This is a genomic window from Bacillus cereus group sp. BfR-BA-01382, assembly GCF_022663475.1.
Lineage (GTDB): Bacteria > Bacillota > Bacilli > Bacillales > Bacillaceae_G > Bacillus_A > Bacillus_A thuringiensis_S.
The window spans coordinates 193,589-207,566 of the sequence record NZ_JAKUFQ010000001.1 but is presented as its reverse complement, the minus strand read 5'-3'; the positions used below and the strand labels follow the sequence as shown (position 1 = coordinate 207,566).

Here is a 13,978-nt window from a genome sequence, read left to right as displayed (position 1 = left end):
ATGGAAATACAGCATAAGATGGATTAACTACTTTTAACCAATTTGCTAACAGATTGGGTATGATATCGTTTAATTGTCTAAGCGTATATTGACCTTGAATTAATGCAAAGTAAGTTTCTTCGTAAAGAGCAGAAACTTTGTTCCATATATCGGACGAATGTATTTCAATATGTAAGAAAAATTCATTTATTGTATTAAGCCATAATAAATAATTTTGTTCATCTTTATAACTGTTCCAAAGTGATGAAACCATTTGCGTAAACTGTACTTGATCTACATTATTTAATGTAGCTAATGCATTATAAAAATAATCTGGTGAAATATGTTTAGTAAACCCTTTATCAATATATCCTTTTAATACCTCAAACCACGGATACGATTCTATTCGAATTAACTCATTCACAGCAAGCTCTACTGCACTATCAAAATCTTGCTGTTCCTCATAAAAGGAACGGGCAATTTTTGTGACATTCGGATAATCAGGATTTAAAGAAACTGCTTCTTTAATAACACCGAAAGCTGAGTCAAAATTATTTTGCTCAATGTAAAGAGAAAGTAATTGTAGTCTAATTTCGATCATCAATATTTTATTATCAGTAGTAATAGAAGTATAAATATTTTCAGCATATGATAATTGATTAAGTTCGAAATAAGCATCCGCAATATTTTTTTGTGCCCATGGTGCTAATTCATTACTAACCTTCTCCCATTTAAAAATAGCTGCTTCAAAATCTTGATGACGATAATAAAATTCACCTTGTGCAAAACGAATATAAGACCCATCAGAAATCTCATTTTTTTCATCGTTTACATAAGCTTGTCCAAGTACGTCAAGAGTTGGTTTTGTTTCATTCTCCATTAGGAATGTTTCATAATACATCTTTTTTATTAATTGTTTTTCTAATCTCATCTTTTCCCCCACTATATCTTGAAAATACATTTTTAAGATATACCAATACTTTTTGTATGTATGCTTTTTATCTTAACAAAGAATATCTTTTGGAAAATTTCATTTTCCTTTCATTTTTCAAGTTAGATTGAATTTTTATGAGAAAAGTTTCAGTTTTTTTTCAATTCCCTTTCAGTTATGAAACAGCATTAAATGTTCCTAATAACCTAATAATACTATAATATTCCACATTATATTATCAAGAAAATCTCATATAAACCATATTATAAAAACAATCTATATTGAATTTATATGCATTATTCACTGCGCTGTCAAACAAAAAAATAACAATAGGAGCCAACGGCTATTCATACCATTTCTTTCTCAAATTATTTTCCTTTAAAAGGCTTCAGTGGTTATGTAATTAAATTCCATTAACCTATATAAATAACTAGTCCAAAAAAAATCTATATGCATATCATGTTATAGTAAAGAATTTAGGAAATCCTAAAAGGAGGCATTTTCATGTTTGAAGATAAATCTAAAATAAATTATCCATATGAATTTACTGAAACCACAACAGTTCCTCTAAAGAACCCCATTGATAAAAAATTCAAGAACGGCACAGGTACACATAACTTTCCAATTAAGAAACACTACAAAGAGCAAGTTCTATACACTGAAAAAATTAATAATAATAAAAATAAATAATCGTATAGATCCTTATGACAATTAACCAAATAAGAATCAATATTAGGCCATGCATAGTTATGTCTTTAATAATGTAAAAATCTTCATTATACTATTCATGCACCTTTTAAAAAGTGCTGTATACAGCGCTTTTTTATACATAGATAAATATAAGCTAACGCAGCCAAGAAATAAACTGCAAAATTACTTCACCATATTCTCGTTTAACAATTAAATCTACATATTAAAAGGGAGCAACAGTAAATGTTGCCCCCTTTTGAAATGTAGTTTATTCACTCTACATAACCCTCTTAAACATCTTCTCCAACTCATAAGTAGAATGATGCACAAGAATCGGTCTTCCGTGCGGGCATGTATACGGGTTTGTTGTTGTACGTAGTTCTTCCAGTAAAGCAAATATTTGATCGTTCGTTAAATATTGATTCGCTTTAATCGATGCTTTACAGCTCATCATGATGGCTGCTTCTTCACGTAATTTTTTAATATCAACTTTTTTTAGTTTAACAACTTGCTCCATCATTTCATCGATAATTTCTGTTTCTTGTCCTTTCGGGAACCACGTTGGATGTGAGCGGACGATAAAGGATTGATGGCCAAATTGCTCCAAGAATAGACCGACTTTTTTCAGTTCTTCTAGTTGCTCTTCAACACGTAAAAATTCAGTAAGAGATAAATCGATACGGTACGGTACAAGCAGTTCTTGTACTTCTTGCGCTACCCTTCCTACTTTATCACGGAAGTATTCATAATTAATACGTTCCTGCGCGGCATGTTGGTCAATCATATATAAGCCTTTATCATTTTGAGCGAAAATATATGTTCCATGCATTTGTCCAATTGGATAAAGTGGCGGTAAGTCATTACCGTTCATTTCAATCTCTTTTATTTCCTGAACTTCTTCTTCCAATTCCTCTAATTCAAAGTCCTCTTCATTACTGTCCCACGATTTTTCTTCTCGAATTGGTTCTTCCATTATCGGTCTAGTAGATGGCTGCCAACTTTGTTCTTCTCTTACGAGCGACTGTGGTGGTTGCCATTCTTGTTTCGGCGGTTGCCACAGTTGTGCTGGCTGTTTCACAGGCAGCGGTTCTTCTTGTTTTTCATCCATGCCAGTTGGTAAAACAATGTCCGGCATGGATGGTTCTTTCGGCTTCGCATGCTCAAACTGGAACTGTTCTTGCACACTCTCGTCTTTTTCTTTTTTCTTCGTTGTTACGCCTGCATCTGGAATGAGCTGTATTTTTTTAAATGCAGCTTGCAATGTTTCTTCGATAAGCTTTAGCAATTCTTGTTCTTTACTAAAACGAACTTCTAATTTTGCAGGATGTACGTTAACGTCAACAAGCATTGGATCCATTTCAATCGATAAAAATCCGATTGGATATCGTCCGACTGGCAGTAATGTATGATATCCTTGCTGAATTGCTTTCATTAATACAAAGTTTCGAACGTAACGGCCATTTACGATTGTTGACATATAATTTCGAGATGCTCTCGTTACTTCTGGTAATGTTACATAGCCTGTAATTGTGAAATCTAAAGATTCAGCTTCAATCGGAACAAGTTTCTTCGCAACTTGAATGCTGTAAATCGATGCAAGTACTTGTCTTACATCACCATTACCTGACGTATGAAGCAATTTCTTTTCATTATGAAACAGCTTTAACGATACTTCTGGATGTGACATTGCAATACGATACACAATATCTGTAATATTACCAAGCTCTGTATGAATGGTTTTCATATATTTAAGACGCGCTGGTGTATTAAAGAATAAGTTTTGTACTGTAATATCTGTTCCTTTTCGGCTCGCGGTTTTCTCTTGCTTTATAATGTCTCCACCTTTAATAATAAGGTGTGTACCAGGTGCATCACCTGTGCTAGTGATTAATTCTAATTCACTAACTGAGGCGATACTCGGCAATGCCTCACCACGGAAACCGAGTGTTCTGATGCGAAACAGATCGTTTTCATCTTTAATTTTACTTGTCGCATGTCGTTCAAAAGCTACGATGCAATCTTCTTCTGCAATGCCATCTCCATTATCAATGATGCGAATTTTCGATAAACCAGCTTCTTCTAAGTGGATTTCAATAGATGTACTATTCGCATCGATAGAATTTTCCACAAGTTCTTTTACGACTGAAGCAGGACGCTCTACTACTTCTCCTGCCGCAATTAAGTTAGAGAGTTGGTCATCGAGTTTGCGAATTTTCCCCATCTACTTACTCATCCTTTCTTTAACTTTTTCTGTAAGCGATACAGTTCGTTCATCGCTTCTAAAGGCGTCATATCAAGTAAATCAATTTTTTTAATTTGCGCCAGTACTGCTGTTTCTTTTTGATCTAACGCAAGCTTGTCTTGTTTCTTCGAAGACTGTTCTCCTCCAAAGAAAGATAGTTGTGATTCTTCCTCAGTCTCTACTTTCGCCTCTAGTACTTCTACTGGCTCTTCTTTTACAACTACAGGTTCTGGAATAACTTCTTGCTCCTGCACTTTCACTTCTACACGCTTTGGAATAATAATTTCTTCTTGTCCTTCTAGTTGTGCTAACACTTCTTTCGCACGGGCAATTAAGCTATCTGGAAGCTCTGCAAGTTGCGCAACGTGGATTCCGTAACTTTTATCTGCTGCTCCATCTTGAATTTTATGAAGGAATACTACTTTACCATTCTCTTCAATTGCTGAAACGTGTACATTTTTCAGTTGATCTAAACTCTCTTCTAACACAGTCAATTCATGATAATGTGTAGAAAATAACGTTTTTGCCCCAATTTGGTCATGAATATGTTCAATGATTGCCTGTGCAAGTGCCATGCCATCATACGTAGATGTACCTCGTCCAATTTCATCAAATAAAATTAAACTTCTTTCTGATGCGTTTGCAATTGCATTTTTCGCTTCTAACATTTCGACCATAAATGTACTTTGACCTGAAATCAAATCATCTGCTGCACCAATTCTCGTAAAGATTTGGTCAAATACAGGTAATACTGCTTCTGTCGCTGGTACGAAACAACCAATTTGTGACATAACCGTTACAAGTGCTAACTGTCTCATATACGTACTTTTACCAGACATGTTCGGTCCTGTAATTAAAAAGACATCCATCTTCTCTGGCATAATACAATCATTCGGTACATACAATTTCCCGTTCAATACTTTTTCAACGACAGGATGACGACCATCTTTAATAAAGATTTCACGCTTCGTTGTTAGTACAGGTTTTACAAACTGTTCTTCTTCACTAACTGTCGCAAAACTTTGCAGTACGTCTAATTCACTAATTACTTTTGCTAAATGTTGTAATTTCGGAATAAATACTTTTACTTCTTCACGAAGCGCTGTAAATAAATCGTATTCTAGTTGTACAATTTTTTCTTCTGCTTCTAAAATTAACGTTTCTTTTTCTTTCAGTTCATCTGTAATGAAACGTTCAGCATTAGCAAGCGTTTGTTTTCGTTCGTAGCGGCCTTCTGGAAGTGCTGCAAGATTCGCCTTCGTCACTTCAATGTAGTAGCCGAAAATACGGTTGTACCCGATTTTTAACGATTTAACTCCTGTAATATCACGCTCTCGTTTTTCAAGCTCAGCGATCCACGTTTTTCCGTTTTTACTAACGTAACGATATTGATCAAGCTTGTCATTATAACCGTCTTTAATAATATCTCCATCTTTAATAGAAAGCGGTGGGTTTTCTTGAATACTTCTTCCTAGTAATTCAGTTAAGCTCTCACATGGATCCGCGCCTTGAATTAACCTTGCTGCATAAGCATTATCTAACAAACTAATCGCTTCTAAAATAGCTGGTACTTGAAGTAAAGATCGTCTTAACTGTAATAAGTCCCGTGCATTGACATTACCAAATGCAACTTTTCCTGCTAAACGTTCTAAATCATATACTTCTTTTAATTTTTCTTTTAAATCTTCACGTAAGAAGTAATCATTTACAAATGTTTCAACCATTTCTAAACGCTCTTCAACTTTTTCTTTCTGAATAAGTGGACGTTCCATCCACTGTTTTAACATACGACCACCCATAGCTGTTTTTGTTTTATCCAATAGCCATAATAATGATCCTGTTTTTTCTTTCGTTCGAAGTGTTTCCGTCAGCTCTAAATTTCGCTTTGAATGCACATCAATTTTCATAAATTGATTCGTATAATAAATTTCTACAGGTTGTAAATGATCTAATGAACGTTTTTGCGTTCTTATCACATAGTTAAATAAGCGTCCAATTGCTTTAATTAACTTTGCTTGCGAAACATTTTTCACAAGATGTTCTAATCCTTCAGGAATTGCCGTTGCATCTTCATATGAAATTGTCATTTTTAACGTTTCAGTTAATTTATTTAATTCATCTTTAGAAAATGAAGAATCTACAACAATTTCTTTCGAACCAGTTGCATACACTTCCAATAAAATATCTTCTACTGAACCAGTCAATAACGTTACTGTATTTTGTCCAGTCGTTAAATCATTACAAGCTAAAGCATATGATCCATCTTCAAAATGTGTTAATGCGGCTAAGAAGTTGTTTTCTTTCTCATCAATTGTACGCCCTTCCATCATCGTTCCTGGCGTAATTAGTTGTACTACTTCACGGCGCACTACACCTTTAGCTGTTTTTGGATCTTCCACTTGCTCACAAACAGCAACTTTATATCCTTTTTCAACAAGTTGTTCAATATAGTTTTTAGCTGCATGATGCGGTACACCGCACATCGGTATACGATCACTACTGCCACCATCTCGGCTCGTTAATGTAATCTCAAGTTCATGAGCTGCTTTAACGGCATCTTCAAAGAACATTTCATAAAAATCGCCTAATCGGAAAAATAAAAAGGCATCTTGATAGTCTGCCTTAACCTTTAAATATTGCTGTATCATAGGGGTATATTGCGTCATACTTTTCCTCCATAATTCTTACATAGTAATCAATTTTCATATATGTCACATTTCACGGACATCCATATCTCCTATTTCAGGAGTCTATCTTCATTATAACATATTTCATAAAGAATCATGTTCATTCAGCGCCACTTATGTAAAGTAAAAAGCTAGGAAGAACTTCTCCCTAGCTTTCTATTACTCTTCTTCTGCATCAACGATAAAGTTCGGATCTAATTCTTCAAATTCATCATCAGCAATTTGGAAATCATCATCTGATTCTACGCAGCCTTCAGGATTTACACTTACACAAATTTTCGTTTCTCCAACTACTTCTGTTACAAATTCACGTTCTACAGTTACAACAATTTTATTACCGTTTGGTGATACAAGCGCTTCTAAACAATTTGGTGGCTGAATAACACGAGCAATAATTTCTAAATCGTCACCAGAAAAGTTTTTATCACGATAACCAATGCTTACTTCGTCCGTGTAGTTCACGCGTTCTGTTACAACTTCAGTCTTTGTATTTCCATCAAATGAATACCAAGTGTTCACATCATAGAAACCTTCAATTTCCACATGCTTCCCATTCTTTCTTGCTTCGTACGAGTGGTTAATTACCCAGCACCCTAAAATACTTGTTGGTTCATTATTCGATTCACATGTATGCGTTGACTTTGTATACTTACGTCCTTTTCCAACCACTGCTTTTGTAATAATCTCTCTAAATTCGGACATTCGTAACCCTCCTCAATCACTATTCACTTAATCATATGCGTGACAATAGCGGAATGTGTCATTCTTTTTTTGAGAAGAACTTACGTTTAATCAACTAAAAAAAAGAGATGTCAATATGACATCTCTTTAACAACCACAATTTCCTTTTTTACTTTCTACCGCTGCGCCAGTTTCACCCTTAAGTACATCGCCACCAGTTGAAATTAATATTTCATCTGTTACGTTGTTAGAAATTGTACTAGCAACTAACTGTAATAAGTCATTTACATATGTTTGTGAAGATTTAAATTCTTGTACGACTGGAATACTGTCTAACTTATCTTGCAATGCATCAATTTCAGCTTCTACCTTTTTTAAAGCTTCCCACTTCCCGTAATGCTGCAAGTTTACTGCTTGTTTTTGCAGTGCTTTAATTTCATCGATTGCGCGCTTTACATTTTCATTTTTATGAATTTGCGCCTCTGCTTTCTTAAAAAAATCAACTTCTTCTGTTTCAGAAATCATTTTTGCTAATTCTTTTGCTTGTTCAACAATGTCATCTTTCGAATATACTTTCATCTATTATTTCACCTCAATCGGCTCTTCAACTAATTCCCCGTTAAGAGACCAAGTTTTTGCTTCCGTTACTTTTACTTTCACAAGCTGACCAATTAAAGATTTTGAAGCGACGAAGTTTACAAGTTTATTCGTGCGAGTATAACCTGCAAGTACTTCCGGATTATTTTTACTTTCCCCATCAACTAACACTTCTACAATTTGACCTTTGTAACGACTATTCTTTTCAATTGCCAACGTATTTACTAGTGTATTTAAGCGTTGAAGACGTTCTTTCTTCACTTCCATAGGTACATTATCTTTCATTTTTGCAGCTGGTGTACCTTCGCGAGGAGAATAAATAAATGTAAAGGCAGTATCAAATCCTACTTCACGATATAACGACATCGTTTCTTCAAATTGCTCATCTGTTTCATTTGGGAAACCAACGATAATATCTGTTGTTAATACTGCATCTGGAATTGCTTCTTTAATTTTTCTTACAAGTTCTAAATAATGCTCACGTGAATATTTACGCGCCATAATTTTCAGCATATCTGTACTTCCAGATTGAACTGGTAAATGGATATGTTCTACTAAGTTGCCACCTTTGCCAAGCACTTCAATTAAGTGATCATCGAAATCACGTGGATGGCTCGTTGTAAAACGAATACGGGCAATATCAACTTTACGAAGTTCGTCCATTAAATCACCAAGACCGTATTCTACATCTTCAAAGTCTTTACCATATGCATTTACGTTCTGTCCAAGTAATGTAATTTCTTTATAACCATTCGCAGCTAAATGACGAATCTCTTGGATAATATCTTCTGGACGTCTGCTCCGCTCTTTTCCGCGCGTATACGGTACAATACAATACGTACAGAACTTATCACAGCCATACATAATATTTACCCAAGCTTTAATATCACCACGACGTACTTTCGGAAGGTTTTCAATTACGTCGCCTTCCTTTGACCATACTTCAACTACCGTCTCTTTCGAGAACATCGCATCTTTTAGAATGTACGGTAATCTATGAATATTATGCGTTCCAAATACCATATCTACATGCTGATTTTTTTGCATAATTTTATTTACAACAGATTCTTCTTGAGACATACAACCACATACACCAATTAAAAGGTCCGGATTTCTTCGCTTTAGTGACTTTAAATGGCCTAGTTCACCAAACACTTTATTTTCAGCATTTTCACGAATTGCACAAGTATTTAATAAAACTACATCTGCATCCTCAGTCGAAAAAGTTGGTTCATATCCAAGCGTTGTGAAAATACCTGCCATTACTTCCGTATCATGCTCATTCATTTGACAACCATATGTACGAATATAGAACTTTCTTCCTGTACCAAAATTGCGAAACTCTTCAGGTAAGCCAAAATCCCGTTCAATTTTAACTTCTTCTTTCCCTCGCTTTTTCGCATCCTTTAAGGAAGGTGGTTGATATACACTTTCAAAGTATTTACTATAATCTTTCTCTTCTTTTTTCGTAGAGGAATTTGCTTGTTGACTTGCTAATCGTTGTTGCTCGTTCATCGGTAATCTCCTTTCACCCTTAACTATACACACTCTATAGTCCATTTTAATGCGCCTAGACTCACCTCAAAAATGGTTAGATAGCTTGAGAGATAACTTGTCCTTTGAAACTTGAGTAATCAATCTAATCATTCATAAGAATGAAGTCTTCCCCACGCAAATAGACATTCCCTTTTTATTATTTCTTGTTGTCCTACCCAAAAGCATATTGCTTTATCCCTATAAACATTACCATAGTATGACCTGTTTCGCCAATTTTAACAATACAGAGGCCCTTTATTATCTTACATTTCATAAGCAATGAACTTGCCATTTTCATACAACGATTTATATATTATTTTACCATTCTGAATTTTCTAAGTAAATAAGACTACCCTATATTTTTCTAATAAAAAAAGGTTGCCACATGGCAACCTCCTCTTCTTATATTACATAAATTCAGCAACAAGCTCATCAAACATTTTCTGATCCATATTTAAATCAGATTTCACTAAAGGCTCTTCACTATAGCCTTTAACAAGTTCTTGATATGATGGTTGCTTAGTATTTTGATAAATTAAACCTGTTACTAAACCGTTATTTTCCATTAAAGTTTGCATAGCCATCATGCGATTAGATGGATCATATCCCTCTACTGTGCTTAGTTTCGTTAAATTCTCTTTAAACCAATCGTAGGTATTTACTTTATTGTAAGTAACACATGGGCTAAATACGTTAATTAATGAAAATCCTTTATGGTTAATACCAGCTTCAATAATTTGTGTTAATTCTTTTAAATCACTCGAAAAGCTTTGCGCCACAAATGTCGCACCAGCTGTTAAAGCCATTTCCATTACATTTAGTGATGGTTCAATTGAACCTTGCGGTGTGCTTTTCGTTTTAAATCCAGCTTCACTACGTGGTGAAGTTTGCCCTTTTGTTAACCCGTAAATTTGGTTATCCATTACGATGTACGTAATATCGATATTACGACGAATAGAATGGATTGTATGTCCCATACCAATCGCAAATCCATCACCATCACCACCTGAAGCGATGACTGTTAAATCACGATTTGCCATTTTTACACCTTGTGCAATCGGAAGAGCACGACCATGAATACTATGCACACCATATGAATTAATATAACCTGAAATACGGCCTGAACAGCCAATACCAGAAATAACAGCAAGTTCATCTGGATTTAAACCAACGTTAGCTGCCGCACGTTGAATTGCAGCTTGCACTGAGAAGTCTCCGCAACCTGGGCACCAGTTTGGCTTTACACTGTTACGAAAGTCCTTAAATGTTGCCATTTAATACAACCCCTTTTTTGCATTCGTTGTAAATCTCTTTCGGCAAGAATGGGTTTCCATCATATTTTAAAAGACTAGAAATTTTCTCACCATTACCAAGATTCATTTTCATAATGTTAGCAAGCTGACCTGTTGCATTGTTTTCTACTACTACAACACGCTTCGCATTTTTCACAAGTGGATCGATTTCAGCTGTTGGGAACGGGTGAATTAAACGTACATGAGCATGGTTTACTTTCATACCCTCTTGTTCTAAACGCGTCATTGCCTCTTCGATCGCACCACGAGTTGAGTTAAATCCAACAAGCAATACGTCTGCTTCTTCATGCTTAACATTTTTATAAACAGGGGTATTAAACTTCAAGTTTTCCATTTTACGGAAACGTTTGTCCATTTGATCTTTACGGTTTATTGCTGATTCCGATGGTTTTCCAGTTTCATCATGTTCTACACCTGTAACATGGTGAACACCATTTTTCATACCAGGTAAAACACGCGGTGAAACGCCGTCTTCAGTTACTTCATAACGCTTGAAGTATGCTTTATTTTCACGTTCTGGTAATTCCGCTTCTAAATCAAGCTTACCACGACGAATTTCCACTTTATCTAATTTAAGTGGTTCTACTGTTTGTTTTCCTAACGAAAGCTGTAAATCTGTTAAGAAAATAACAGGAACTTGATATTCTTCAGATAAGTTAAATGCTTCTACAATGTCATAGAAAGCTTCTTCAACTGTACTTGGCGCCATTACGATTTTTGGAATTTCACCATGCGTACCGTAAATCATCGCCATTAAGTCAGACTGTTCTTGTTTCGTTGGTAATCCCGTACTTGGACCACCACGTTGTGTATCAACAATTACTAATGGAGTTTCTGTAATACCTGCTAAACCGATTGCTTCCATCATTAATGAAAGACCAGGACCAGCAGATGCAGTTAATGTACGAACACCAGCATAGTTTGCACCGATTGCCATTGTACAAGCTGCGATTTCATCCTCAGTTTGGATTACTGTTCCGCCGACTTTCGGTAATTTTTTAATTAAGTATTCCATAATTTCTGATGCAGGTGTGATTGGGTATGCTGACATAAAACGAGCACCACCAGCTACCGCACCAAATGCGATTGCGTCGTTTCCAATCATAAACATGCGTTTTTTACCATCAGCTTTTTCAAGCTGCATCATGTTTACTTTCTCACCTAGTAATTCTTTCATATATTGAGAGCCGCGTTTAATTGCGTCCATATTCTTTTGAACGACTTGCTCTCCTTTACGACCAAAGATTTCTTCAACAACATCTAAATAAGCTGTTTCGTCTAATCCTAATACTGCACTTGATGCTCCAACAGCAACCATGTTTTTCATTAATGATGTGCCTAATTCTGAAGCAATATCTGTAAACGGTATCACATATAGATTTACATCTGTATTATCAGGTATTGTTGGATTAAATTTCGCATCCGCAACTACAATTCCACCTGGACGTAGTTCGTGGAAGTTAAAATCAATTGTTTCTTGGTCAAAAGCAATTAAAATATCTAAATCATCTGAGATCGCTCGTACTTCTGTTGTACTTACACGAATTTTATTATTTGTATGGCCGCCTTTTATACGTGATGAGAAGTGGCGGTAACCGTATAGGTAATATCCTAATCGGTTTAATGCAATACAGAAGATTTCTCCTGTACTTTCAATTCCTTCACCTTGTTGGCCTCCAACTTTCCATGAAAGTTGACTAATCATCTCCTACACCCCTTTTGGCTGCATTCATTGTAGTGTATTTTTTTACAGTAATAGTTTAGCATTTTTTATGCAAATAAACTACAACGGACGCAAATTATGCCTCTTCTGATTTCCCTGAATCTTTAGTATAAAGCTATTTTGTTTTTCATTCTAGTATTAGGTCTTAAAAAAAGCAATAAAATCAAATGAATTAATTTTAATTATTCTGAATTTTAAACCAAAAACTTAAAAACTCATATGTTCAACAAAATTATCATATAAAAATCTTTCTACAGTAGATGCAGCATAGTATTTATAAAGCTCATTCATGACATTTTCATAATCTCCGTAGGCAGATACATTGACAACCGTATCTACAATCCCATCAAAATCTGAACCAAACCCTATATTGTTTTCTCCACCTAGCGAGCAAATATATTCGATATGTTTTACTATATCTGTTATATTTGCTTGTCTTTCACTTGTTAGAAACTGCGGTACAAAAGTAACACCGATTATGCTATTTCTCTGTATAAGCGCTTTAATTTGTTCGTCATTTAAATTGCGTGGATGCTCACACAGTTTATAACAATTTGAGTGGGATGCAATTGGGTTATTTGCAATTTCTATCACATCCCAAAAACTTCTCTCATTTAAATGTGATAGATCCGTCCATAATTGCAAAGTATTCAACTCTTGTACAACTTGTCTACCAACAGTAGTTAAACCTGCTCCACGCGTCTCTAGCGCCCCATCAGCTAACAAATTCGCATAGTTCCATGTTAATCCGAAAGAACGTACACCTAACCGATAAAACAAACGTAATTTCATCGCTTCTTTGCCAATTGCTTCGCACCCTTCTAACGTTAATAGCGCGCCAACCTCGTCTTGTTTTAATCTATTTATATCCTCTTTCGTTCGGATAAATCTCACACCTGGTAGCGATAGAATTTCATTATAAAAAATATCTATCATTTGTAATGCCGCTTCAAATCGTTTTTCATACGTCACTGTTTCTGGCACATATATTGCAAAACATTGTATACTTCCTTGTCTTTCCTTTAACTGTTGAAATGTAATATGTAATTGCGGATCGTTTTTAAAATTCTTTTTTCCCTTTGCACTCCATAACTGAAAGAGCACATCACAATGAGCATCAAAAATTTTCATTTTCATTCCTCCATTATAAAAACAACCTGTTTGCATACTGCAAACAGGTTGTTTAAACTTAACGAGGTTCTACAATTAATTTTATTGCTGTACGCTCTTCGCCATCAATCATAATATCTGTAAACGCTGGGATACAAATTAGGTCCAAACCACTAGGCGCTACAAACCCTCTTGCAATTGCTACTGCCTTTACCGCTTGGTTTAATGCACCTGCACCAATAGCTTGAATTTCTGCTGTTCCGCGTTCGCGAATAACACCTGCAAGTGCACCAGCTACAGAATTAGGGACCGACGTTGCTTTAACTTTTAATATTTCCATTCCGCGTTTCCTCCTCGTTTCTTTAAAAAGTATTAGCAATTATTTCACTTTAACTTATATTCACGAGGAATGGCGCGTATTCCTGCTAAATTTTCGTAATTTTTCTAAAAAATTAAAATATAATAACTTATCTAAAATTTAACGGAAAT

The 13,978-nt window shown here is 35.2% G+C and carries 11 protein-coding genes; 1 reads left to right on the top strand and 10 read right to left on the bottom strand.

Features of this window, described 5'->3' with window-relative positions; genetic code table 11:
* A partial coding sequence (locus MR160_RS00990) for a tetratricopeptide repeat protein (RefSeq protein ID WP_481746731.1) occupies positions 1-910 on the bottom strand: 910 nt, incomplete at its 3' end.
* A gap of 504 nt (positions 911-1,414) precedes the next feature.
* Between MR160_RS00990 and MR160_RS00985 the strand changes: the two genes are divergently transcribed.
* The gene (locus MR160_RS00985) at positions 1,415-1,600 is read left to right on the top strand and encodes a hypothetical protein (RefSeq protein ID WP_000461138.1); all 186 of its coding nucleotides are present in this window, start codon (positions 1,415-1,417) and stop codon (positions 1,598-1,600) included.
* A gap of 277 nt (positions 1,601-1,877) precedes the next feature.
* Here MR160_RS00985 and mutL read toward each other — a convergent pair whose 3' ends face one another.
* The 9 genes from mutL to spoVS all read right to left on the bottom strand — a co-directional run bounded on the left by mutL (position 1,878) and on the right by spoVS (position 13,829).
* Complete coding sequence (gene mutL, locus MR160_RS00980; protein WP_000516486.1) at positions 1,878-3,821, bottom strand: DNA mismatch repair endonuclease MutL; 1,944 nt, start codon at positions 3,819-3,821, stop codon at positions 1,878-1,880.
* Between the two features lie 8 nt (positions 3,822-3,829).
* Positions 3,830-6,508 (bottom strand): DNA mismatch repair protein MutS, encoded by a 2,679-nt coding sequence (mutS, locus tag MR160_RS00975; protein ID WP_000195990.1) that lies wholly within the window; start codon positions 6,506-6,508, stop codon positions 3,830-3,832.
* Positions 6,509-6,688: 180 nt separating this feature from the next.
* Entirely contained in the window at positions 6,689-7,231 is a 543-nt protein-coding gene (gene cotE / locus MR160_RS00970) for an outer spore coat protein CotE (protein WP_001288799.1), read from the bottom strand.
* A gap of 126 nt (positions 7,232-7,357) precedes the next feature.
* Positions 7,358-7,789, bottom strand: a complete 432-nt coding sequence (locus tag MR160_RS00965; protein WP_000870460.1) for a YlbF/YmcA family competence regulator — start codon at positions 7,787-7,789, stop codon at positions 7,358-7,360.
* A 3-nt stretch (positions 7,790-7,792) separates the two neighbouring features.
* Positions 7,793-9,322 (bottom strand): tRNA (N6-isopentenyl adenosine(37)-C2)-methylthiotransferase MiaB, encoded by a 1,530-nt coding sequence (gene miaB, locus MR160_RS00960; RefSeq protein WP_001005392.1) that lies wholly within the window; start codon positions 9,320-9,322, stop codon positions 7,793-7,795.
* A 428-nt stretch (positions 9,323-9,750) separates the two neighbouring features.
* Positions 9,751-10,617: a 2-oxoacid:ferredoxin oxidoreductase subunit beta gene (locus MR160_RS00955; RefSeq protein WP_000190155.1), complete on the bottom strand. Its 867-nt coding sequence runs from the start codon at positions 10,615-10,617 to the stop codon at positions 9,751-9,753.
* The gene (locus tag MR160_RS00950) at positions 10,604-12,361 is read right to left on the bottom strand and encodes a 2-oxoacid:acceptor oxidoreductase subunit alpha (protein ID WP_017763535.1); all 1,758 of its coding nucleotides are present in this window, start codon (positions 12,359-12,361) and stop codon (positions 10,604-10,606) included. Before MR160_RS00950 ends, MR160_RS00955 begins: the two co-directional genes overlap by 14 nt.
* Positions 12,362-12,586: 225 nt before the next feature.
* Positions 12,587-13,546, bottom strand: coding sequence for a dipeptidase (locus MR160_RS00945; protein WP_003279695.1), 960 nt, complete (start codon positions 13,544-13,546; stop codon positions 12,587-12,589).
* A 22-nt stretch (positions 13,547-13,568) separates the two neighbouring features.
* Positions 13,569-13,829 carry a stage V sporulation protein SpoVS gene (gene spoVS / locus MR160_RS00940; protein ID WP_000404341.1) on the bottom strand — a complete coding sequence of 87 codons (261 nt, stop codon included), beginning with the start codon at positions 13,827-13,829 and terminating at the stop codon, positions 13,569-13,571.
* Positions 13,830-13,978 lie beyond the last annotated feature (149 nt).

What these genes read in the sequence shown, in the direction of transcription:
- miaB (WP_001005392.1), bottom strand. Translation starts at nt 9,322, where the DNA reads ATGAACGAGCAACAACGATTAGCAAGTCAACAAGCAAATTCCTCTACG.
- mutL (WP_000516486.1), bottom strand. Translation starts at nt 3,821, where the DNA reads ATGGGGAAAATTCGCAAACTCGATGACCAACTCTCTAACTTAATTGCG.
- MR160_RS00955 (WP_000190155.1), bottom strand. Translation starts at nt 10,617, where the DNA reads ATGGCAACATTTAAGGACTTTCGTAACAGTGTAAAGCCAAACTGGTGC.
- MR160_RS00945 (WP_003279695.1), bottom strand. Translation starts at nt 13,546, where the DNA reads ATGCAAACAGGTTGTTTTTATAATGGAGGAATGAAAATGAAAATTTTT.
- cotE (WP_001288799.1), bottom strand. Translation starts at nt 7,231, where the DNA reads ATGTCCGAATTTAGAGAGATTATTACAAAAGCAGTGGTTGGAAAAGGA.
- mutS (WP_000195990.1), bottom strand. Translation starts at nt 6,508, where the DNA reads ATGACGCAATATACCCCTATGATACAGCAATATTTAAAGGTTAAGGCA.
- MR160_RS00985 (WP_000461138.1), top strand. Translation starts at nt 1,415, where the DNA reads ATGTTTGAAGATAAATCTAAAATAAATTATCCATATGAATTTACTGAA.
- MR160_RS00950 (WP_017763535.1), bottom strand. Translation starts at nt 12,361, where the DNA reads ATGATTAGTCAACTTTCATGGAAAGTTGGAGGCCAACAAGGTGAAGGA.
- spoVS (WP_000404341.1), bottom strand. Translation starts at nt 13,829, where the DNA reads ATGGAAATATTAAAAGTTAAAGCAACGTCGGTCCCTAATTCTGTAGCT.
- MR160_RS00965 (WP_000870460.1), bottom strand. Translation starts at nt 7,789, where the DNA reads ATGAAAGTATATTCGAAAGATGACATTGTTGAACAAGCAAAAGAATTA.